We start from the raw sequence: 19,991 nt of genomic DNA, 5'->3' as shown, positions 1-19,991 counted from the left end.
TTCTCAATGCCGGAGCAAAGCGGCGATCTCAACACAGCTCAGCCGGTCCTTGTCTTCCACACCCCCAAGGAGTGCTGGCAGGCGGCGACAACGCTGATGTGCCCGCAGAGGACCCACCCCTCTTTCGAGCAGCGCGCGTCCTTGGCGCTGTACGCGGCCTTCCGGGCAGCGGTGGTGCTTCGGCAGCCCCCAATGGCGTTCGCCTGCGCGCTGAGCAGGCGGGGGCTGCGCGAGTTCTGCGAGGAACTGGAGCGTGTGGGGGATGACGAGGTGAGCGTCACCCTGCGGCACTTCCTCGGCACTTCCGGGCAGGAGTTCCCGTGGACGCAGCTTGGGCACGACCGCTTCTTGACCAACTCCTGGCTGCACCTCGTGGTGTTGCTCGCGCGGTGGCGCCCGGAGAACCCTCAACTCCCCATCCCCGCCTGAGAAGGAGCACCGCCATGTCAGACCAACCCTGTACCCCCGAGGACCAAGGACACCGGCTGGTTGTCGGTCCGACCCGCCGAGGCAGGAGCCGGGTGACCCGCCTGCCACAACTACCCGTCGCGCCCGATCCCCGCGACCCTGACGAAGATCAGGAGAGCCCGTGAAGTTTAGACTCCTCTCCATCCTTCCCCTGCTGCTGGCCGGAGCCACCGCCGCCGCGCAGATGAGCGGCCTCAAGCCTGTCCTGGTCAAGGACCCGGCGGCCGTCCTCAAACTCGTGCGCGGCGAGGTGATGATGGTGGGCTCGACCTTCCCCAGCGTTGCTTTCCAGAAGGGCGTCCTGAGCCTGCTGCGCTCCCGGGCGATCACCAAGCTGACCGTGCTCACCACGGCCCAGAACGCGGCCACCTACGCGCCGCTGCGGGCGCTGGGTGCCCAGGTGTACTACCTGCCGGTGGCGGGCGTGAACATGAGCGGCAACGTGGTGTTCGCCGGAGCCGACACGGCCATCCTGCAACAGGGTCCCCAACAGTGGTACGTGGTCCGTGGCCCCCAGGTGGGCGCGCAGGGCCGCGCCAGCATGGACCTGTATCTGAAGTCCGCAAAGAAATACTGAACCGAGGTCGAGATGAACACACGCCGTCTTGCCGCCCTGGCCCTGCCGCTGCTGCTCGCTTCCTGCACGCAGGCCGAGCTGAGCAACATCCTTCCCCAGCCCACCCCCCCCGAGGCCACGAAGCCCGCCGCCATGACCTTTCGCCTGGACAACCCCGGCGCGAGCACGCGGCCCTGCACGTCCATGACGGCACAGCTCGTCCTCACCACTCCGGGGAGCGACCTCGGCGGCGATCTGAACGTGCAAAGCCCCGACGTGCAGGCAGGGGAGGCCTGGTCGAGGACCCTCACGCCCGACGAGCTGGCGACCGTCAGCAACGTGCGGTTGACCGTCACCTGCACGCGGGTCGTCACCGACGCGAACGGCAACACGACGACCGAGAACGGGTACAGCGTCACCGACCACCTGCCCGGCCAGGCGGCTCAGAGCGTGAGCGCCTACGGCCCGAGCGACCGGCGGAACCTGGCGGCACGGGCGGAGTGGAAGACACCCGTGCCCACCGTGCTGCCCGTCGATCAGTAAGGGCTCGACCAACGAGGGGGCGCACCAACATGGTGCGCCCCCCGGTCCTGATCCCTTCAACTTCCCTTCTGTTGTGAGAGGGCCTTTTGCACCCCCGCCCGCATGACCTGTTTGAACGTCTTCCCAGACTCACGGGCCAACTGTTCCTCCACCAGGCGCAGCATGTGCTCTTCAAGCGTCAGTCCTCGCGCGGCGGCACTCGCCGAAAGCGACCAGTAAAGGTCGTTGGTAATTTCTAATTCGAGCGCCAACCCCGGCTGGTCGGCACGCTTACCAGCCTTGAAGTTCGACCTCGCACCCATTCCCCGGGCGTGCAGGCGCCTCGTTATTTCCTTGATGGCGCGTTCGACTCCAGCTTTCACCGATTGGCCTCCGAAGCTCCAACACCAAAGAGGATGATCACGTCGGTATTCGTGGGAACGTCGGCCACCACACTGATGGTCTGGTTGTCCTCCGGGAGTTGCGCCAGTTTGCCCAGCTCGCCCCGGAGCACTTGCACGAAGGCCGGAGCCTGCCGCGTGATGGTGGTGACCGAACCGTTGGTGGTGGTCGTGCCCGCGCCCTGGAGGGCCTGCGTGTACACGTTCAGGCTGTTCAGGCCCGCGCGGGCGAGATCGAGCCCCAGGGTGGGCGCGATGGGGTGGACGCTGGCCGCGACACCCTGGGTCAGGTTGCCCCCCACTGCCTGATACCCCAGCGCCTGCACCGGGTACGTCTTGCCGGATTTCATGTGGACGAAGCTGTTGAACGTCATGTCCACCCGCCCGAGCGCCGCGTTGTACGTCGCGGTGCCGATCCAGTTCCCGTCCTGCGACACGACCACCAGCGGCACGGCGACTCCGGCGGCCGTCCGAATGGCCGTCAGGGTCTTGGCGGGAATCTGTGATGTCGGGCTGAACTTCGGGGCGTCGGGGTCCACCTGGGGCGCCGCGGCCGTGGTGCCGAACTCGGTGGGACCCGTCGCGGCCCCAGGAGCACCTGCGGCGCCCGGGGAAGCGGCGCTGCGCTGGTACATGATCGCGCCGCCCCGCGCGCTCGCGGCGGTCACGCCCGCCTGACCCTCGCTCCCCTGCTGGAAGCTGAGGGCGCTGCCCGCCGTGGTGTCGCTCGCCTGGGCGGAGGCCTGGTACACCAGGGCCGAGCGGGTGGTGGTGACCGTGCTGTCTGCACCCGCACCGCTTTCTTTTGCGGACGCCTGGTACACCAGGGCGGAACGGGGCACCTGCTCGGTCGTCTTGGCCTCGGCGGGCTTCTGGTACATCAACGCCTGACCGGGCGCTGGGGGGGGTGCCACCTCGGGCTGTGGTGCAGGAGCGGGGGTGGGAGTGGCGGCCACCGTCGCGGGAGGTGGAGTCGCCGGAGACGCAATCACTTGGGCGGGCGCGCTGTCCCCGCCAAAGAGGGTGTCGGACGTGGGCGGCGTGTACTCGGGGGCGCTCACGGTCTTCAGGGGCGTGGGCCGGGTGGGGGCGGGTGACGGCTCGGGCGCCCCGTTGTCCGCGAGGGTGAACGGCTGGACCGGCGGCGAGGTGTCCTGACCGCCGAAGGGAACGGTCGAGGCCGCCACGGGGGCGGGCGCGGTGTCCGGCACGGGGGCCGGGGTAGAGGCGGGTGGGGAGACGGAGGCCGCGGCGGTGGGCACGTCCACCTCCCGGAACACCGCAGGGGGCGGCGGCGTCGCGCCGCTCGTGTTGCTGGCCGTGACCGGGCTGGGAGCTGTGTCGCTGGGCGTCTGCTCGGGGGTGACGGCGCCGGTGGCCTGCTCGGTCTCCAGGGTGTCGATCTTCGCCTGGGTGGCCGGGTCCGCCGCCTGGTTTGGGTCAGGAGCGCCTTTGGGGAAAGCGCCGCTGGTGTCGGTGCTGCTGGCTGTGGCGGGACCCGTGGACGTCGCCGGGGCCGTGGACGCCGTGACCGTTTTGGGTTTGGGCACGGCCACGCTGTACACGAGGACGCCTCCTGCGATCACGCCTGCCGTGAGCAGGCCGGAGCGCAGGACGCGGTTGCGGTCCCAGATCAGCTTGCCGTCGAGGCCCCGCCGCATCCAGAGCCGTTCGGTGATGTGGTTCACGCGGTGGCGCCAGGTCGGCCGGGGGGCGCGGGTGGGGGGCGGAGGAAGCAGGTCGGCGGGGTCGGCCTGTTCGGCCTCGATCAGCCGGGCGGCCAGGCGCGGGTGCTTGCGCTGGATGGCCATGAAGGTACTGAGGTATTCCCCGTCCTCCGGGTCGGGGATCACCACCGTTTCGCCCAGGGCCTTCAGCTCGTCTTGGACCTCGCGGCGGGTCTTGTCAAACAGTGCCCTGTCCATACCTTCCATAGTATCTTGCATGGGAAGTGTTTGCATACTAGGATGATAAAAGGGCGTCTGAGACGAACCCGGGGAGGAAGAGAAATGCGAATGATGGCGAGTAAAACAGCAAACCTTTCCCAGTCATTGGGGGCTGCGGTCCTGCGCGGTTACATGGCGTGGCTGGTGGCCCTGGTGGTCCGCGCGCAGGTGAGCGTGCGGGACGCGCGGCAGCGCGTGCAGTACCTCACGGCCGCCTTGTTCATGGCGCTGTTCGGGGTGTTGGACCGCGCGGCGGCGCAGATGACCGGCAACGGAAGCAACCAGCCTGATGCCGTCATCTCCAGCGCGGTGTGCGGGACGAACGGCTGGCTGAGCTGGTTCACGTCCCTCAAGTTCCTGGTCGTGATCCTGGTGGGCGGCCTGATCGGCTTCTTCATTGGCCGCGCTGTGGGTAAGCGCGACAACGACGGCATCGTGGGCGTCATCATCGCCATCCTCGGCCTGGGCGCGATCCGCCTGCTGGTCAAGGTCGTCACCACCTGCTGAGGCGGAGGGCGCACAGACCATGAGCGACCGCCGCTTCAAGGGGTACAGCACCATCACCAAGAGTGGGTTTTTCGGGACCTTCACCCTGTGGGAGTTCCTGGCCGTGCTCGGCGCGGGCATCTTCGGCTCCGGTCTGTCGAATGCCAACGGCGCGACACCGATGGTGTACGGGGTGGTCGCGGGCAGCGTCACGCTGCTGGTGGTGCTGTTCTCGCGGCGCACCCTGAGCAACTACCCGAAGTTGTTCAATCACGTTTACGGCTACCTGAACCGCACCGACTACTACCACGTCAAACCGGAGCGCAACTACAAGCCGGTCCTGAGCGATGCCCGGCAACGAAAGAGGTGAGCGTGTTTCGGCGCAAGGCCAAAGCTGACCAGCCCAGGACACAACCCAGGAAGCCCACGACGAGCCGTGACCCCCGAACCGGGGGCACGGTGTCCGCCGTTAATGACACCCAGCCGTACTGGGAGATCGTCCCCGATTCGCTGGACCCGCACGACAAGACCGGCCCGGCCTCCTCGCTGCTCGATGACGGAACGTTCGAGGTCGGCGTGCGCATCCGCCCGCCGTCCCGGCTGCTGATGAGCGAGCACGTGCTGAACGGGCGGCACTTCGACCTGAAGGCTGTGCTCAAGCTCGCGGTCCCGGTCGGCGAGCGGGCCCGCATCTACATCATGAAGCTCCCTGCCCGGCACGAGGACCTGGCCGCCGTGACGACCGTGGGGCGCCGCCGCAACGAGGTGGCGGGCTTCCTGGTGGACAAGAAGATGGCGCTGCTCGACGAGCGCCGCAGGAAGGGACGTCTCAAGCGCTGGGAGTTCTTCGTCACCCTCTCCGTGCGGCCGCCCCTGCCGTTCAGCCGCGAGAATCCCCCGAGCGACGCGGACCTGCGTGCCGCCGTCCAGCGGGTACAAAGCCGCAGGCGCGACCTGATCAACCGCCTGCGCAACGCGGGCTATCACGCCGAGTCCATGAACGCGCAGGAGATCAAAGACGCCTGCTTCTACTACAACACCCCCGACGCGATGGGCGGACCGAGCGCCGAGGTGGTGCTGGACGAGGCGGCCCGCCTGAAGAACATGCCGGTGATCGACGGGGACCCCGATCCCCTGACCATCTCGCGCCAGGTCATGCAATCGCCCCTGCACGTGGAGGACAAGGCTTACCTCGTGAACGGCAGCACGCTCGTCTACGCGGTGAGCTTGCACGACTTGCCCCGGTACACCGAGTTCGGGCTGTTTCAGGAGGTCGCCGAGAACATCAGGAGCGGCAACATGGTGTTCTGCATCGAGTACCAGCACCTCGACCCGCAGGGCGAGCTGGAGAGGATGGAGGGGGCCAAGCGCGGCCTGTACAGCGCCGTCAACAGCACCAAGTACGCGCCGAGCGCCAGCGCCCTCCAGCGCCACAAGGAAGTCAACGAGACCCTGGAACACGTGTACGACAGCAAGGACGACTTCTACACCGTGGGTGTGAGCGTGCTGCTGTTCGCAAAAAACCAGGAGCAGATGACCGAGATGCTGAACGAGGCCACGAGCGCCTTTGCGCGCTTCCAGGCCAGCCGCCCGGTCATGCACGGGTGGCAGAGCATCGCCGTGTACGAGGCGTGCGCCCCCTTCAACGGGCGGCGCACCGAGTTCCCGTTCAAGGCCGTCGAGAGCAACGCCGTGGGGTTCATGCCGCCTATCGCGCCGTTCCCGGGCATCGGCAAGCCCACCATCGTGTACCGCAACGCCGCCGACGGCCTCACCGTCTTCGATCCCTTTGCGGCGGGCACCAGCGCCAGCCACTTCATCGTGATCGGCCCCACTGGCTGGGGCAAAACTTTCAACGTCGTCTCGCAGCTCAACGGCCTGGTGGACCACTACAACCCCTGGGTCACGATCATCGACCGCAAGAACGACCTGAAGGACTGGATTCTGGGCATCGGCGGGCTGCACATCGTCATGGGCGGCAAGGGCGACACCACCCTCAACCCCCTGGACCTGCCGCCCGGCGAGAGAATGCCCGACGCGGGCAAGCTGCTGTTCCTGCTGACCCTGGTGCGGAACTTCGCGCCTCCAGGCCGCGACGAGCGCGTGAACGGCGAGGAGGACACCATCATCGAGGAGGCCTTCAAGCTCACCTACATGGCCCACTCGCAGGAGTCCGAGCCGCCCATCATGTCGGACGTGCGCGACCTGCTGGAAACCATGTCGCAGTACAGCGACGGCCGCTCGATGAGCAGCGTGCAGCGGGAGATGGCCCGCTCGCTCGCCACCCGGTTGCGCCGCTTCCTGGGCGATTCGGACTGGGGCCAGCTCATTGACCGCCGCACCTCCGAGAACGCCAGGAAGCCCGCCCGCCAGGTCTACTACGACCTGAGCAACATCGGCCCGACCGACGAAAAACGGCGCAAAATCGCCATGCACATCATCTCCGACCGCGTGCTGCAAACGGCCAAGCTCGCGCCCGAGCACGACTGGAAAATCTGCTTCATCGACGAGATGACGCAGCAGATCAAGACCGAGACCGACCGCAACTACATCAGCGAGTGGCTGCGTCTGGGCCGCTCCTTCGGGCTCGCGGTGGGCGGCGCCATGCAGCTTCCCAGCGACACCAAGTACATGCCGGAACTCAACGAGTCGTTCAACTTCATCTGGCTGGGCAAGGTCGGCAAGCCGCAAAAGGCCGTCGAGAACCTGGATCTCCCCGAGACCATCGCCGACGCCGTGGGCAGGCTCACGAAGGTGGACGGCGAGTACGCCGACTGGCTGCTGGTGTACCGGCCCGAGGACGGCGACCCGGACGGCGAGATCGTGCGCGTCGAGGAGAGCCGGGAGATGTTCTGGCTCCAGTCGTCGAAAAAGGAGCACCGGCGCCTGCGCCGGGCCGCGATCCTGCGCCGCGGGGGCGACATTCTTGGCGCCGTCGAGGACCTGGCGGCCGGGAACTACCCCGATCTGCCGCCGGAGGACGAGGACGAGGCGGAGGTGCGCGTCAGCCCGGACGACGACGGCGACTACACCCTGCCGCCCCAAGACATCTCTCCCGATCAGGAGGTCATGCACGTATGAGGCGCGTTCTGTTCCTCTCTCTCGCCCTCGTCGCCAGCACGGCCGGTGCCCAGAGCAGCGGCGAGTGGCAGCAGCTCGGCACCTACCTGTCCAAGGCGTGCAGCGCCGGGCAGGGGATGGCGGCCAACGGCAAGCAGCTCCAGTGGATTTGCAACATCGCGTCGAGCTACACCTTCCTGAACGACAACATCCTGAACGGCGACTGGACCGCCTTCGGGAGCGAGGTCATGGGCAAGTACATGTCGGGGACGGTGGACTACCTGGGCCAGAAGCTCGGCTTCGACAAGCTCAACACCGTGACCGCCAACATCAACGAGTCCATGCAGGGGACGTACAACCAGTTCCGGGCCACGCTGTTCGACGCCATGACGGGCGTGCTGAGGGATCAGGCGGCGGGGTACAAGGACGACAACGCCGGGCTCTCCGTCACCACCCCGGGCGGCCTCGCGGACTACGCCACCAAGGCCAACCCGTTTCTGGTGTCCGCCCAGACCGCGGGGCGCTACCAGCAGACGGTGGACAGCTTCGGCGAGCTGCTGCGGGCCGCCCAGGCTAAGAAGGTGGTGGACCAGAGCAACAAGGCCGTCGAGTCCGCCCTAACCCCGGCCATCAACGCGGCGACCGGCATGGTGGGCACGCCCCTCAAGCCCGGCTACGCCGACGAGCAGGTGAAGAAGGGGCAGACCGCCCTCAGCATGCGCGAGGTGTTGCAGCTCCAGCTTGAAATGCAGGGCGAGGGCCTGAAGCAGGACGCCTCCATGCGCATCACCGAGTTCCAACTCCTCACCGAGATCGCCAAACAGCAGGTCATGACGAACACGCAATTGATCTCCAAGTTGGACGACGTGGGCAGCGCCCTCACCGACCAGAACAACTTCATCAAGCAGGCGATGGAGGAGGCGGCCAAGGACAACTTAGAGGCGGGTAGCGCCGCCGCGCGCCAGTACGCGCAGTACGCGGCGATGTTCGATGGGCTGCTCGACCCCGCCGCCGTCAACACGAGCGCCGCGAACGCGCGGGCAGGATCGGGGTACTGAGATGCGCCGCCCCGTCCTGTACCTCGCGGCCCTGGCCTTGTGTTGCGGCGCGCTCGCGCTGGCGGCGGGCACCCCGGAAATCACGGCGACCTCCAACTACTACAAGGCCCAGTCGGACAACGTGCTTCAGCAGTACCTCGCGGGCTTCATGGGAGCGAACCCCTTTGATGCGCTGTTCGGAAATGGCAGCGCGATCTCCAGGAGCACGCTCTACAAAATCTGGATCACGATTGCGGAAGCCATCGCGGTCTACGGCTTCGCCGTGAGCGTGTCCCGGCTGCAATTCGAGGGCGGCGACGCCATGAAGCAGTTCAACCGCCTGGCAGGCCGCTTCCTGATCACCGGCGCCCTGATCGCCACGGCGTACAGCCCGGCAAGCTGGAGCATCACCAACGTCACCACCGCCAGCGTGCGCGGCTCCTACTCGTTCGGGTTGACCACCTTCGGCGGCAGCTTCAAGGGCAAGCTCACCGAGGCCAAGGACAGCTTTACCGACATGCTGGGGGCAACGGTTGTGGTGGGGAGCACCCTGGTCCTGCCGGAAGCGGGCGGCGCGATGAAGGCGGGAACCGCTGCCCTCGCCAAGACCTTTGCCAAGGACGGCACCCGGATCGCCGCCGCCAAGGAGAGCGCAGCCGCGGCCAGTACCGGCCTGAAGGCCGCGGGCACCAAGCTGGTCGGGTTCGTGATGGACAAGCTGGGAGGCATGTTCACCGCGTTGCAGTATTTCCTGACCGGCTACGGGACGCTGATCACGTCGGCCGGGTGGCTGACCGTCCTGATCCTGGTGGGTGTGCCGATGGGGCTCGCGCTGCTGAACTGGGACGAGACGCGCGTGCTGTGGACCATGTTCGGGACTTGGATCGGCGTCATGATCGCGCTGATGCTCATGCCGCTGATCCTGGTGAACGCCATCGACACCGCGCTGGTGCAGCCCACAAAGTCGATGCAGTATTACACCGAGCACCTGGGCTGGGCCGCGCAGAAGCAGCAGCAGATGGCGGACCAGGCCAACCAGCAGACCGTCTCGAAGATGGACAACCTGCTGTCGAGCTGCAAGAACGCCAAGGACGTTGACCAGGCGAACATGGACAGCAACCCGTGCCAGAAGGTCGTGAACATGGGCGCCTTGAGCACCTTCACGGACTGGCTGCAAACCACCGCATTCCAAAAGGTCGCGGACACCGTGACCGGCGTCATCCAGGACATCACCGACACCTTCGTGTCGTTCGGGGTGATGGTCGGGCGCCTCCTGATCGGCGTGGTGCTGGCGGGCCTGCTGATGTTCGGCGTGCCCACGGCGGCCATCGCCATGTTCAGCGGTGTGGCGGTCCGCAAATGAAGAGGCGGCTTGCCCTGTGGTTGACCCTCGCGGCGGGAAGTGCGACCGCCCAGGAGGGCCGCCCCGTGGCCTACGGCAAGGTGCTGGACCTGATCGGCACCGCGCAGTGGCGCGTGCTGGTCTACGTGCCCTACCTCACGGACGCGCGGATGGCCGACGCCCTGCGCGCCGCCACCGTGGACTCCACCCGCCGCGTGCGGGTGGTGGTCCTCACCGTTCCCTTTTTCGCGGCGAAGGAGGACAGCCTCTCCAACAGCCTGGCCCTGGCCGGCGCCGGGGTAGTCGAGGCGCAGGTGGCCAGCACCACGGCCTACGTGCTCGTGGACGATGACCTGTTCTCCAGTGCCCAGCTCGGGCGCACCGCGAACGTAAGCGACCTGCGGGTGCTGCCGAGAACGGCCAGCAACACCTTTCTGACCTGGTTCGCGGGTGCCGTCAAGGCCGGGCGCACCGTGACGAACTACGAGGCCTTCATGCGGATCGGAGGACGACTGAAATGACCCATCTCACCCGGGAAGCCCGCAGCCAGCGCACCGCCCGCCGCGCGGAAATCCGCGACAACCTGATGAACGGCCTCTTCACGCCCTACACCTTCCTGTGCGTGGTGCTGCTGCTGGGGGGCGTCGCGCTCACCGGGTTCGACGCCAAGGGCCTGCCGCTGCTGGTCGTCGCCGCCGTGCTGGTGGCCTTCATCCGCCTGCTGTACACCATCCGGGCCGAGCTGCGCGCGGGCAACGCGCTCCAGCAGGAGAACAACCGGCTGCTCCGCCTGTCCATCCAGTCGGGCAGGATCGGCACCCCCAACGTCTCCAGCAGCGAGGACGCCGCGTGAGCAGTGACATGACGGCGGTGAACGTCACGGAGGACCTGCAAAAGCTCCTGGCGTTCCTGCCCCGGGGGGTACAGGCCATCCTCAAGGACGACCTGCCCCGCGTCGAGGAGATCAAGCTGCGCGCCCAGCGCCCGGTGTGGGTGTTGGTGGACGGGCAGTACCGCAAGTACCCGCACACGGTCTCCCTGGAGGACCTGGCCTTCCTGGGGGCCAAGTGCGGCACCTTCCGGGACGACAACCGGCGCGGGATTGACGGCACCGGCCACCGCATCACGCGCGTGATGATGGCCGACGGCACCGCCGAGGGCTCCCCCATCGGGTACACCTTCCGTGTGGGCCGCTACTTCGAGGGCATGGCGGAGCCGCTGCGGCCCTTCATCGTGGAGAACCCCAGCCTCCTGATCATCGGCGAGGCCGGGGTGGGAAAGACGACCATCCTGCGCGGCACCGCGAAGATCGCTGCCGAGTACCAGCCCATGCAGACGGTCATCGTGGACACGTCCGGCGACGTGGCGGGCGACGGGAAGGTGCCGCACCCGGGCATCGGCGACGTGGACGTGATGCCCGTGCGGTCGAAGGCCATGCAGGCGGCCCTGATCGAGGAGGCGGTGAAGAACCAGAACGTGCGCGTGCTGATCGTGGACGAGATCAACCGTCTGTCCGAGGCGGAGTTCATCGCCAACGGCCAGCGCAACGGCGCCCGACTGATGGGCACCACCCACGGCCGCGACGTGAAGCGGGTCAGCGAGAACCAGAACCTCGCCCCCCTCTTCCACCCGGAACCCGTGTTCTACTGGATTGCGCTGATCCGTGAGCGCGGTGTACTTGAGATGATGAGGGCCACCGAGGCCATGCAGATCATCGCCGAGGGACGCCAGCCGGAGGGCACCATCGTCCGGTTGGGGAAAGGAATCTGACCATGATCGTGCTGAGAGCGACCTGGGCCGTGATGAAGGGTGTGCTGTACGTGGCGGGAGCGGTTCTGGACGGTGTGTCCAGCTCGGGCAAAGCCATGAGCCGCAGCGACCTGCTCAAGGGTGAGGACGAGCCCCCCACCCGCCAGCGGACCAGCTACTACTACAGCGGTCCAGGCAGCCGCAATGATTGAACCGCACCTCGTCGAGCGCCCCGAGTAAAGACTCGGGGCGCACTCTTTGGAACGGTCGAGGGCTCAGCCACTTCCGAGTCCCAGCATCTCGTCGTAGTCGAAGAGCGGCACCACCCCGACCTTGGCCTTGCGCTCCAAGTGCTCCAGGGCCATATGGTGCCGCTGGGAGGGCAGCACGCGCAGATTCTCTCGCCGGAAATCCTGCCGGTCGGCGTTGGCGTGGTGAACCACCTCGCCGGGGAGCAGGGGACGGCCCAGAACCTGGGCGGCCACCTGGCGGTGCACGTACTCCATGCGGCCGGTCTCCCGGTTCAGTGTCCGCGGATACCACCCCCGCTTCCGGGGCAGCTTCAGGCGTGCGAGCTGCGCCGCGAGGGTCAGCACTCCCCAGCCGGGTGGGCGGACGGTCTGAAGGACGTACCGCTTCGCGCGCATGGCTGGATGCTACCAGGCCGGACCTGATGGTGCCCCAGGTGGGAATCACGCGGCCGCTGGCCTCTGCTGCCAGCGTTGAATTCCGTCCTGGTGCGTGGCGTGTAGGCTGGACGCCATGAATCAAGGCAACAACACGGCTGTTCCTGATGCCCCCACCGGCATTGAAGTGGACAGCGACGCCCTGCGCGACCGGGCGCGTGTGCTGGTCGAGGGCATCCTGTCACGCCGCACCACCAACGGGCCCTTCAAACCTGATCCCGTCAGCCGCGAGCACCAGCACCTGCTGATGCGGGTGGCGGGCGCCGCGCCCAGCCACTTCAACAGCCAGCCGTGGCGCTTCGTACTGATCGAGGAGCGCGGCACCATTGACGAGATCGCGCGCATTTCCGGCCACAGCATGAGGACCCTGATGGACCGGGGCCTCTTCTTCGAGCGGTACAGGCGGTACTTCCGCTTCTCAGAAGCGGAGATGGAGGCGACGCGCTCCGGCATGTACTTCGACCACCTGCCCGCGCCGTTGCGTCCCTTCACGCGCCAAGTGTTCACCAACACGGGTCTGTCTCTGATGCGGACCCTGGGTGTGCCCGCACGTCTCGGCGAAGACAACCGTAAGTTGGTGGCGGGCAGCCCCCTTCTGCTCGCGGTCCTGCTGGACAAGACCGAGTACGTGCCCGGGGAGCTGAGCGGCTTCTACAGCCTGTTCGGCATGGGCGCGGCGATGGAGAACATTTGGCTCACCGTCGGGCAGCTCGGCATGGGCATCCAGTTCGTCAGCACCCCTATGGAAATCCCCGAGCAGTGGCGGGAGATCGAGGCGCTGCTCAAGGTGCCGGACGACCTGGCGCTGATGGCCCTGTACCGTCTGGGGTACGTTCCTGAGACCATCTCCCGCCCGTCGATTGACTGGTCGAGCCGCCACCGCAAGCGGCTGGACCAGTACGTGTTCCGGGAGGACTGCACCACGCCGGAACACGGGTGAGGGGCGCCCCGGCTATGGCTGGGGCGTTTCGCTGGACCAGATCGTCACGGTGCCGGTCACGGAATCTACCCGCAGGTTCGACCACACCTTGCTGCCCGGGACGGAGGTGTGCAGGGTGTAGGGCCGCTGGTTGTTGAGCGGCACCGGCGTCAGCTTCCCGTCGAACAGTACGGGCCGCGGCTTGCCACCCTGGGAGACGGCCATCTGGCCCTCCGAGCTGTCGGCCGTCACCTTGCCGCCTGTGAACAGAAAACGAAACCCCAGGAACTCCACGCCATCCCGATACAGCGTCAGCGCGGGATAGCGGTCCAGGGCCTCCAGCTCCGCGCGCTGCTCGGGGGTGTACGAAGGGGCGTAGTTGGGAAAGCGTTGCAGGAGGGCCGCGCGGTTCCCGGCGCGAACCACCAGGCGGCCGTCCTGGCAGGAGAGGCGCGTGGACCCCAGCACGATCATGTTGTCCTGCACAAAGCGCTTGCGCCAGGCGGCCACGTCGTCCTCGTCGGCGCGCGTCAGGTTGCTGACCTGGATCGAGTCACACGAGACGTTGGCCTGAACGACCCGCTCCCCCTTGGGAAAGTCGGCCGCGAGACGACTCTGCACGCGCACGACGAACCCCGTCTCGGGCGCGTAGGTCAGCATGACGCTGTTCTGCTTGACGGTGATGCCCTGTGCGGTCTGCGCGAGTGCGCAGGAGGCCATGACGCAAAACACGAGACTGGACAGACGTGGCATACCCCTCACCTTACTTTTTGCGGACGGCCCTTGTCGCCGGGTCGGGCCAGGTGCAACAGAAGGCGGGGGCTCGCCGCCCCCGCTGGCCGCTGCGGTCAGGAACGGCGCTGCCGACCGGAGAGGTACAGAACCGGGAGCATGGCGAACATCAGCAGTGTGGCGTCGTCGAGCGCCGAGTTGACCAGGTGCCCGGCGGTCGTGCAACCCAGCGGCAGCGCAAGCGCCGACATGACGATGAACGCAAAGGTCAGGGCGAACACGAGACGCACCAGCCGGGAATCGGCGGCGCGCATGGTGTCCAGGACACCGGGCAGGGCCGCGGAAACAGGGGACGTGACGGGAGACGGGTTGAGCATACAAACCTCCTTTCCCCTTCAGCGTACTGAAGGTGCGTGAGTGGAAACGTGCGGAAAGGTTCCAGAACCGCAACGACGGAGTGACAGGTCTCCTGCCGTTCTACGCGGCCTTTTTCTTCCGGGGGGCACCTGCACGCTTCTTCAGGCTGCCGCCTGTTCTGCGAACCTTGCCCTCACGTGTCGCCGCACGACGCACCGGACCCAGGGCCGTCCCGGAGAGGACTTCACCGGCCACCTCCGCCGTGAGTTCGTCCGGGCTCAGCTCGGGCGGCAGGGGAGCGGAACGGCCGTCCAGGCTCAGCACGACCTCCCCCGCCTTCACGGTGACGACCGCGCCGGGCACGCGGGGCACCGGCACGCTGGGGGCCTGCTGCGGCGCCCGCGCGATGACCCGGGCGAAGCCTTCGGTCCAGAAGCGAGTCAGGTACGCCTCACGCCGTAGGGCGCCCACGGCGATCTGGTCCAAGTCCGCCTCCATCTGTGCGGTGAACTGCACGTCTACGAGGTCCGCAAAAAACTTCGAGAGGTAGGCGCTGACGAGCAGGCCCAGCCAGGTCACGGTGAGCTGGCGCTTCACCACCCGCGTGTACCCGCGTGCGTCGAGGGTGCTGAGGATCGAGGCGTAGGTGGAGGGGCGACCCACGCCGACCTTTTCCAGTGCGCGCACCAGCGAGGCCTCGGTGAAACGTCCCGGCGCCGGGGTGTGTTTCTCCTCGGCCCGGGCGTCCTGCACGGGCAGCGTGGTTCCTTCCTGCACGTCGGGAAGGGCTTGGGCGTCCTCGCCCTCCCCTTCGGGCACGTCCTGGTACAGCCGCGTGAACCCCGGCTCGGTCACGGTGCGACCCGTGGCGCCGAGCTGTACCCCGCCCGCCTTGAGGGTCAGGCCCGTTTTCGTGCCCTGCACGTCGAGCATCTGCGAGGCGACCGTGCGGCGGTAGATCAGGTCGTACAGCGCCAGCTCACCCCCCGAGAGGCCGGTGTCCTGCGGTGCCTTGAACGAGCGCCCCGCCGGGCGGATCGCCTCATGGGCCTCCTGGGCGTTTTTGGCCTTCGCGGCGTACTCGCGGGGGGCGGCGGGCACGGCGGACGCGCCGAAGGCCGCCACGGCGACCGCACGGGCTGCCTGGGTGGCCTCCTCGCTGAGCGAGGGGCTGTCCGTCCGCATGTACGTTATGTGGCCGCCCTCGTACAGCCGTTGGGCCACGTCCATGCTCTGCTTGGGGCTGAACTTGAGTCCCTTGGAGGCTTCCTGCTGGAGGGTCGAGGTGGTGAAGGGGGCCGGGGGCCGGGTCGAGTAGGGCGTGCGCTCGACGGCCGCGACCGTCACCGGTCGGGCCTTGAGGAACGCGACGAGCTGCGCGGCCTGCTCCGGGGTCAGCACGAGCGCGGGCGTTCTGAGCTGGCCGGTGGCCGGGTCGAAGTCCTTGGGCGTGGCGAGGCGCTTCCCGCTCACGCTGAACACCGTGGCGGTGAAGGCCGGTTCTCCCACCGTGGCCGTCACGCGCCAGTACGGCGCGGCCACATGCGCCATGCGGGCCTGCTCGCGGTGGGCGAGGGCAGCCAGCGCGGCGGACTGGACCCGCCCAGCGGAGAGGCCGGACGAGATGCTGTTCCACAGCAGGGGTGAGACCCCGTAGCCCAGCAGCCGGTCAATGATGCGGCGGGATTCCTGCGCGCCCACCAGGGCGTAGTCGATGGGCCGGGTCCGACGCGCCGCCGCCTGAATGGCGTCCTTCGTGATCTCGTGGAAGGTCATGCGCTCGGGGTCCGTCCCCAGCCCGAGCGCCCGCGCCAGGTGCCAGGCGATGGCCTCCCCCTCGCGGTCCGGGTCGGTGGCCAGGAGCACGCGGTCGGCGCCTTTCGCCAGCTCGCGCAATTCCTTGACCACCTTGGCCTTGCTCGCGGGCACGATGTACAGCGGCTTGAAGCCCTCCTCGACATGCACGCCCAGGCGGGCCCAGGCCTCGCCCGCGTACTTCGCGGGGATCTCTGCCTTGGTCGAGGGGAGGTCCCGCACGTGCCCCAGGCTCGCGCGCACCACGTACCCGCTGCCCAGGTAGGACTGAATCTTCTTCGCCTTGCTGGGCGATTCCACGATCACGAGCGTGCTCACGGGCACACCTCCAGTGCGGCAGTGGTAGGAAAAGTTCATGCTCATCTGTCCGCTTCACAGCGTGTGAGACGTACTTACGATAGCGTGGCGCTGAGGCGTCTGGCCGGCAGACGTGCTCGTTCCCAGGAACAGGTGGATGGATCAAGATGGCACCGCCACATCCCCGGACACGCCTTCTGAAGAGGCACAGGGCGGGACGGGGCCCCTCTTTGTTTTTTGCGGACCCTCTCTGCCGCTGGGACGCCTCGACTTTCCCGACGTGTTCGTGCTTTTCACCTTTGTGGGGGCAGAATGGGAGCAGTGACGCTCTCTTCCTTCCTCTTCATCGTCCTGGCGCCCGAGGGGGTGTGGCGAGCCCGCTTCGAGCTGGAGCCCGGGCGCTGCTACGGCCCAGATGAGGTGCTTCTCGAGTGCGGCAGCGAGGCCGGGTGGTCTCCCCATACCCTCACCGTGGAGGCCACGGCGCTCCCGTCCGAGGAGGAGTTCCGGGAGATGGCTGCCCGCGCCGCCACCCGGACGGCGGATGATTCGCCGGACGAACTGCGGCGATTGCTGAACCTCCTGATCCCGTTCTGAGGAGGTGGGCATGTCGGAGGTGTACGTCGGTCTGAAGCACAGCCGGGGGGCCTGGCGGGCGGCCGTCGCCCCGACGGGTGAAGTCTTCTCCGAGGACGATTCCCTGGAAGGCGTGGAGCGGTTGGCCCAGCGTATCGGCGAGCTGCGCCCGGCGGCGGTGCTGGTGCAGGCGCTGGGTGGTGGAGAACTGCCCGTGATGGTGGCGCTGCTGGAACGCGGCGTGCGGGTGAGGGTGACCTCCAAGGAGCAGGTGCGGGCCTTCGCGGCGACTGCTGGCGCAGGGCTCTCAGGTGCGACCACCGTGGTGCAGATGGCCGGGTCTGTCCGGTTCGTCACCCAAGAGGGGTCCGACGAACGGGTTCGCCTGCTGCTGGCGCGGCGGCGGCAGGTGCTGGAGATGCGGGCTCAGGAGGAAGAGCGGTTGCGGGGGGCCGAGTACGCACCTCTCCAGGAGGACTTGGAGCGTCACCTGTTCTTCCTTGACCGGCAGTTGGGGCGGCTGCACGAGCTGTTGCTCTACATGGTGCAGGCAGTCCTGCCTCGGGAGGGCGCGGAGGCCCAGGGGGAAGGCTGACGGGGGCTCGCTTTTCCTACTCTATATCGTAAGGAGAGCACGATGCGTTTTCATCCCGGCGCCCCTCTGAGCAGGGGCGCTGGCCCTCAACTTCAGATTCAAGGACTCAATTGGCATCCCTGCCAACGGGAACTGGTTCAGACCTCGATGTTCAACTCGATGTTTTTTTCAACGTGCTTGATCCCAGTAGTCGTCAATATGGAGCGGTCGCCTGTGCGTAGAATTAGCGCCTCCTTATCAAGTGGGATCAGGATGTTCTTGCGGTAGGCAGCCAACGACGAGTACCTCAGCCAGGTCATCAGTTGGGCGTCTGTTACCTCCTCCGGACGCTTGTAGTAGAGCGTCAATAGAGTCTTCTTCTTGAAGTCGAGCTTGGTATCGAGAATTCGGACGATCCCGTTGTAATCGAAGACGACCGGAACCTTGGCCTGGTTGATGCTTGCCACCAGCCGAGTGGCCTCCTGGATGCTGCACGCGTAGAAGTGGCGGACCACCTCCGTCATTAGCCAGTCTGCACAGTGGACGACAAACACGGAGTCGGCGTAGTTAGGGTTGATGTCTCCTCCCGGGTGAGCGACACCGCGACGATTGCGGACGTCCATCATGACGGGAAGGAGCGCGGTGACGAACTGCCGGAAAGAAGCAGGCATCGCGGTATCGTTCATGAACGGTCCAAGGATGTTCGGCGCTCTGATTGTGGTTCCGAACGGCGTGTATGTCCCCTGCCTCATGTGCTCAAGCAAGCGCACCATCGTCTCTGCAAAGTGCCCCCCCGACAGCTCGCTGGGCCGGTGCTTGTTGAGCACGAACTGATGCTTAATCTCGATGTACTCAGTGATCAGTCGTTCAATAATCTCCTTCGGCAGCGACGAGGAGAGCTTCGTTACCAGCGTCTGAATATCTGCTTGGAAGCTCGTCATCCTTCCCTATAGGGCGCCGTAATGCCCCGCTCCATTAGCCAACCTTCGACGAGTGCGTCCGCTTCCTGCTTCGGGTAATACTTCCGGTCGGCTGTCTGCTCCAGCAGTTGCCTCATGGTCTCCCGGCTGATCTCGCGGCCGAACTGCTTATAATCGATGTTAATCGTCTCGAACTTCTTCTTATAGTAGTCAAAGGCGACAGATGGTGCAACCGACTTGACGACATCCAAGCCGCGTGTTATGAGCCAGATTGCAAACACTACATGGTCAACCGTCTTGGTGATAAACCGAACGTCCAGTCCATCAAACTTGGATGGGATTGCGAGCCACTCCTCCACCAGCTTCTGATCCGACTTGCCGATGGAGGAACGCGGCCGTGGTGGCTTCGAGCTGGACTCCCAGTAGGACCGCCCTGCTGGAATCTCAGGGTCGAAGATTTCAGCAATGTATCCCTTCACAGACTCGGTTCCTGCGCGGTTCAGCTTGTAAATGCCCTCCGAGTCCTCGTAGAAGTGCTCGCGGAGAATAGTCGGCATGTAGCGGCCGAGGTTTGCATCGAAGATGTTGCGCGCCCTCGCGGCAGCATAGATGATCTCCCGCGACACACCTCCGCCCCCGAGGTGCTCGTGCGCATAGGCGAACAGCAGTGTGAAGCGGACCTGCTGCTCTTTCTGCGTCTTCCCCTTAAAGTCTGGCTCCTTGGAAACGATGACCCCTGAGGAATTACGGTCGAAGAGTTCTCCGATCTGCTTGAGTTCAGGCGTAGGCGCAAGCACCTGTGGCACGTGCACCTCCTCAGCCTCCTCAATCGCTTCCTCAGAAGCGGTAGGCGCCCCATCCTGCTGTGCGACCGGCAAGGCTTGCTGCCTCCTGGTCTCGGCGGTGATGGTCCGTTGCGGCTGGTGGACGGCGCCCAAACTGCCGCTGAGGGCGTTGGCGAATCCTGGAATGGCGTCGTCGTTGGCGCTGATGGTCAGCCTCCGATAGTTGGAGTAGTTCTCTCCTTTGCGCTCGGACTTCTCCTCCAGGTGCACCGTGTTCTGCGTGCTCGCCTGCGCCCCGCTGCCAACAAGCGATTCCCCACAGTGCAGGCATCTGGGTGCGCCCTTAACCAGAGTGTTCTTGCACTTGATGCACTTCGTCTGCTGATAGCAGTGCATGCAGAAGTTTAGGTTCGCGTCTGTCTGGTGCTCGCAATTCGGACAGGTCATCATCGTCGGCCTCCTAGAAGATGCTGACGGTGAGGCTACAGCACATATTTCTCACTCACAACTGATTTTGGAATCGTCCGACCCCATCTGTGCCTCGGCCACCCCTAGCCTTGATGGGCACGCGCTGAGATGCAGGCCCAGTGAGAAGAGGGGTGGCGGGTGGCAGAGTACGGGCCTATCCGCGAGGAGCTGGAGCGTCACCTCGCCTTTCTCGGCGACATTTGATTGAGCTGGAGTTGTGCAACGCCCAGACGCTCCCACCCAGGCTGTCCTGCCCCTCCCGCAAACCCGCGGCACGCAGAGCCCAAGGAATGAG

General features: G+C 66.3%; 23 protein-coding genes. 15 read left to right on the top strand and 8 right to left on the bottom strand.

Features of this window, described 5'->3' with window-relative positions; all coding sequences use genetic code 11:
* Positions 1 to 6: 6 nt before the first annotated feature.
* From IC605_RS18975 to IC605_RS18965, 3 genes are all read left to right on the top strand, one after another.
* Positions 7 to 429, top strand: coding sequence for a hypothetical protein (locus IC605_RS18975; protein ID WP_216327859.1), 423 nt, complete (start codon positions 7 to 9; stop codon positions 427 to 429).
* A gap of 160 nt (positions 430 to 589) precedes the next feature.
* Positions 590 to 1,045 carry a hypothetical protein gene (locus IC605_RS18970; protein ID WP_216327856.1) on the top strand — a complete coding sequence of 152 codons (456 nt, stop codon included), beginning with the start codon at positions 590 to 592 and terminating at the stop codon, positions 1,043 to 1,045.
* A 12-nt stretch (positions 1,046 to 1,057) separates the two neighbouring features.
* A complete protein-coding gene (locus tag IC605_RS18965) occupies positions 1,058 to 1,567 on the top strand; it encodes a hypothetical protein (protein ID WP_216327853.1) in 510 nt (169 codons plus the stop codon).
* A 56-nt stretch (positions 1,568 to 1,623) separates the two neighbouring features.
* Here the strand turns inward: IC605_RS18965 and IC605_RS18960 are convergent, their stop codons facing one another.
* Together IC605_RS18960 and IC605_RS18955 are read right to left on the bottom strand one after the other, a co-directional pair.
* Positions 1,624 to 1,929 carry a hypothetical protein gene (locus tag IC605_RS18960; protein ID WP_216327850.1) on the bottom strand — a complete coding sequence of 102 codons (306 nt, stop codon included), beginning with the start codon at positions 1,927 to 1,929 and terminating at the stop codon, positions 1,624 to 1,626.
* Complete coding sequence (locus IC605_RS18955; protein WP_216327847.1) at positions 1,926 to 3,872, bottom strand: hypothetical protein; 1,947 nt, start codon at positions 3,870 to 3,872, stop codon at positions 1,926 to 1,928. Before IC605_RS18955 ends, IC605_RS18960 begins: the two co-directional genes overlap by 4 nt.
* A 153-nt stretch (positions 3,873 to 4,025) precedes the next feature.
* On the opposite strand from IC605_RS18955, the gene IC605_RS18950 reads away from it, so the two are divergent.
* The 9 genes from IC605_RS18950 (at position 4,026) to IC605_RS18910 (ending at position 11,779) form a co-directional block, all read left to right on the top strand.
* Complete coding sequence (locus tag IC605_RS18950; protein WP_216327845.1) at positions 4,026 to 4,400, top strand: hypothetical protein; 375 nt, start codon at positions 4,026 to 4,028, stop codon at positions 4,398 to 4,400.
* Positions 4,401 to 4,419: 19 nt separating this feature from the next.
* Positions 4,420 to 4,749, top strand: a complete 330-nt coding sequence (locus IC605_RS18945; RefSeq protein WP_216327843.1) for a hypothetical protein — start codon at positions 4,420 to 4,422, stop codon at positions 4,747 to 4,749.
* An 89-nt stretch (positions 4,750 to 4,838) separates the two neighbouring features.
* A complete protein-coding gene (locus tag IC605_RS18940; RefSeq protein WP_216327841.1) occupies positions 4,839 to 7,460 on the top strand; it encodes a VirB4 family type IV secretion system protein in 2,622 nt (873 codons plus the stop codon).
* On the top strand, positions 7,457 to 8,497 hold the full coding sequence (locus IC605_RS18935) for a hypothetical protein (protein ID WP_216327839.1): 1,041 nt from the start codon (positions 7,457 to 7,459) through the stop codon (positions 8,495 to 8,497). Before IC605_RS18940 ends, IC605_RS18935 begins: the two co-directional genes overlap by 4 nt.
* 1 nt (position 8,498) lies before the next feature.
* Positions 8,499 to 9,839, top strand: coding sequence for a hypothetical protein (locus IC605_RS18930; protein WP_216327837.1), 1,341 nt, complete (start codon positions 8,499 to 8,501; stop codon positions 9,837 to 9,839).
* Positions 9,836 to 10,339 carry a hypothetical protein gene (locus tag IC605_RS18925; protein WP_216327835.1) on the top strand — a complete coding sequence of 168 codons (504 nt, stop codon included), beginning with the start codon at positions 9,836 to 9,838 and terminating at the stop codon, positions 10,337 to 10,339. The genes IC605_RS18930 and IC605_RS18925 overlap by 4 nt, the downstream gene beginning before the upstream one ends.
* The gene (locus IC605_RS18920) at positions 10,336 to 10,671 is read left to right on the top strand and encodes a hypothetical protein (RefSeq protein ID WP_216327833.1); all 336 of its coding nucleotides are present in this window, start codon (positions 10,336 to 10,338) and stop codon (positions 10,669 to 10,671) included. The genes IC605_RS18925 and IC605_RS18920 overlap by 4 nt, the downstream gene beginning before the upstream one ends.
* Entirely contained in the window at positions 10,668 to 11,588 is a 921-nt protein-coding gene (locus IC605_RS25440; RefSeq protein ID WP_216327829.1) for an AAA family ATPase, read from the top strand. The genes IC605_RS18920 and IC605_RS25440 overlap by 4 nt, the downstream gene beginning before the upstream one ends.
* Before the next feature lie 2 nt (positions 11,589 to 11,590).
* Complete coding sequence (locus IC605_RS18910; RefSeq protein ID WP_216327828.1) at positions 11,591 to 11,779, top strand: hypothetical protein; 189 nt, start codon at positions 11,591 to 11,593, stop codon at positions 11,777 to 11,779.
* A 63-nt stretch (positions 11,780 to 11,842) separates the two neighbouring features.
* Here the strand turns inward: IC605_RS18910 and IC605_RS24810 are convergent, their stop codons facing one another.
* On the bottom strand, positions 11,843 to 12,214 hold the full coding sequence (locus IC605_RS24810) for an HNH endonuclease signature motif containing protein (RefSeq protein WP_246581044.1): 372 nt from the start codon (positions 12,212 to 12,214) through the stop codon (positions 11,843 to 11,845).
* Between the two features lie 115 nt (positions 12,215 to 12,329).
* Between IC605_RS24810 and IC605_RS18900 the strand changes: the two genes are divergently transcribed.
* Positions 12,330 to 13,193 (top strand): nitroreductase family protein, encoded by an 864-nt coding sequence (locus IC605_RS18900; RefSeq protein ID WP_216327825.1) that lies wholly within the window; start codon positions 12,330 to 12,332, stop codon positions 13,191 to 13,193.
* Between the two features lie 12 nt (positions 13,194 to 13,205).
* On the opposite strand, the gene IC605_RS18895 is transcribed toward IC605_RS18900, so the two are convergent.
* The 3 genes from IC605_RS18895 to topA form a co-directional block, all read right to left on the bottom strand.
* Positions 13,206 to 13,925, bottom strand: coding sequence for a hypothetical protein (locus IC605_RS18895; RefSeq protein WP_216327822.1), 720 nt, complete (start codon positions 13,923 to 13,925; stop codon positions 13,206 to 13,208).
* A 95-nt stretch (positions 13,926 to 14,020) separates the two neighbouring features.
* Complete coding sequence (locus tag IC605_RS18890; protein ID WP_216327820.1) at positions 14,021 to 14,281, bottom strand: hypothetical protein; 261 nt, start codon at positions 14,279 to 14,281, stop codon at positions 14,021 to 14,023.
* A gap of 100 nt (positions 14,282 to 14,381) precedes the next feature.
* Positions 14,382 to 16,394 (bottom strand): type I DNA topoisomerase, encoded by a 2,013-nt coding sequence (gene topA, locus IC605_RS18885; protein WP_216327818.1) that lies wholly within the window; start codon positions 16,392 to 16,394, stop codon positions 14,382 to 14,384.
* Between the two features lie 300 nt (positions 16,395 to 16,694).
* On the opposite strand from topA, the gene IC605_RS18880 reads away from it, so the two are divergent.
* A complete protein-coding gene (locus IC605_RS18880; RefSeq protein WP_343216672.1) occupies positions 16,695 to 16,970 on the top strand; it encodes a hypothetical protein in 276 nt (91 codons plus the stop codon).
* Between the two features lie 10 nt (positions 16,971 to 16,980).
* Positions 16,981 to 17,544, top strand: a complete 564-nt coding sequence (locus IC605_RS18875; RefSeq protein WP_216327812.1) for a hypothetical protein — start codon at positions 16,981 to 16,983, stop codon at positions 17,542 to 17,544.
* 137 nt (positions 17,545 to 17,681) lie between these two features.
* On the opposite strand, the gene IC605_RS18870 is transcribed toward IC605_RS18875, so the two are convergent.
* Both IC605_RS18870 and IC605_RS18865 read right to left on the bottom strand, forming a co-directional pair.
* Positions 17,682 to 18,464: a hypothetical protein gene (locus tag IC605_RS18870; protein WP_216327810.1), complete on the bottom strand. Its 783-nt coding sequence runs from the start codon at positions 18,462 to 18,464 to the stop codon at positions 17,682 to 17,684.
* Positions 18,461 to 19,678, bottom strand: coding sequence for a zinc ribbon domain-containing protein (locus tag IC605_RS18865; RefSeq protein ID WP_216327808.1), 1,218 nt, complete (start codon positions 19,676 to 19,678; stop codon positions 18,461 to 18,463). Before IC605_RS18865 ends, IC605_RS18870 begins: the two co-directional genes overlap by 4 nt.
* Between the last annotated feature and the right edge of the window lie 313 nt (positions 19,679 to 19,991).

Source organism: Deinococcus aestuarii (assembly GCF_018863415.1).
Classification (GTDB): Bacteria; Deinococcota; Deinococci; order Deinococcales; family Deinococcaceae; genus Deinococcus; species Deinococcus aestuarii.
This window is presented reverse-complemented; position numbering and strand designations above follow the sequence as displayed.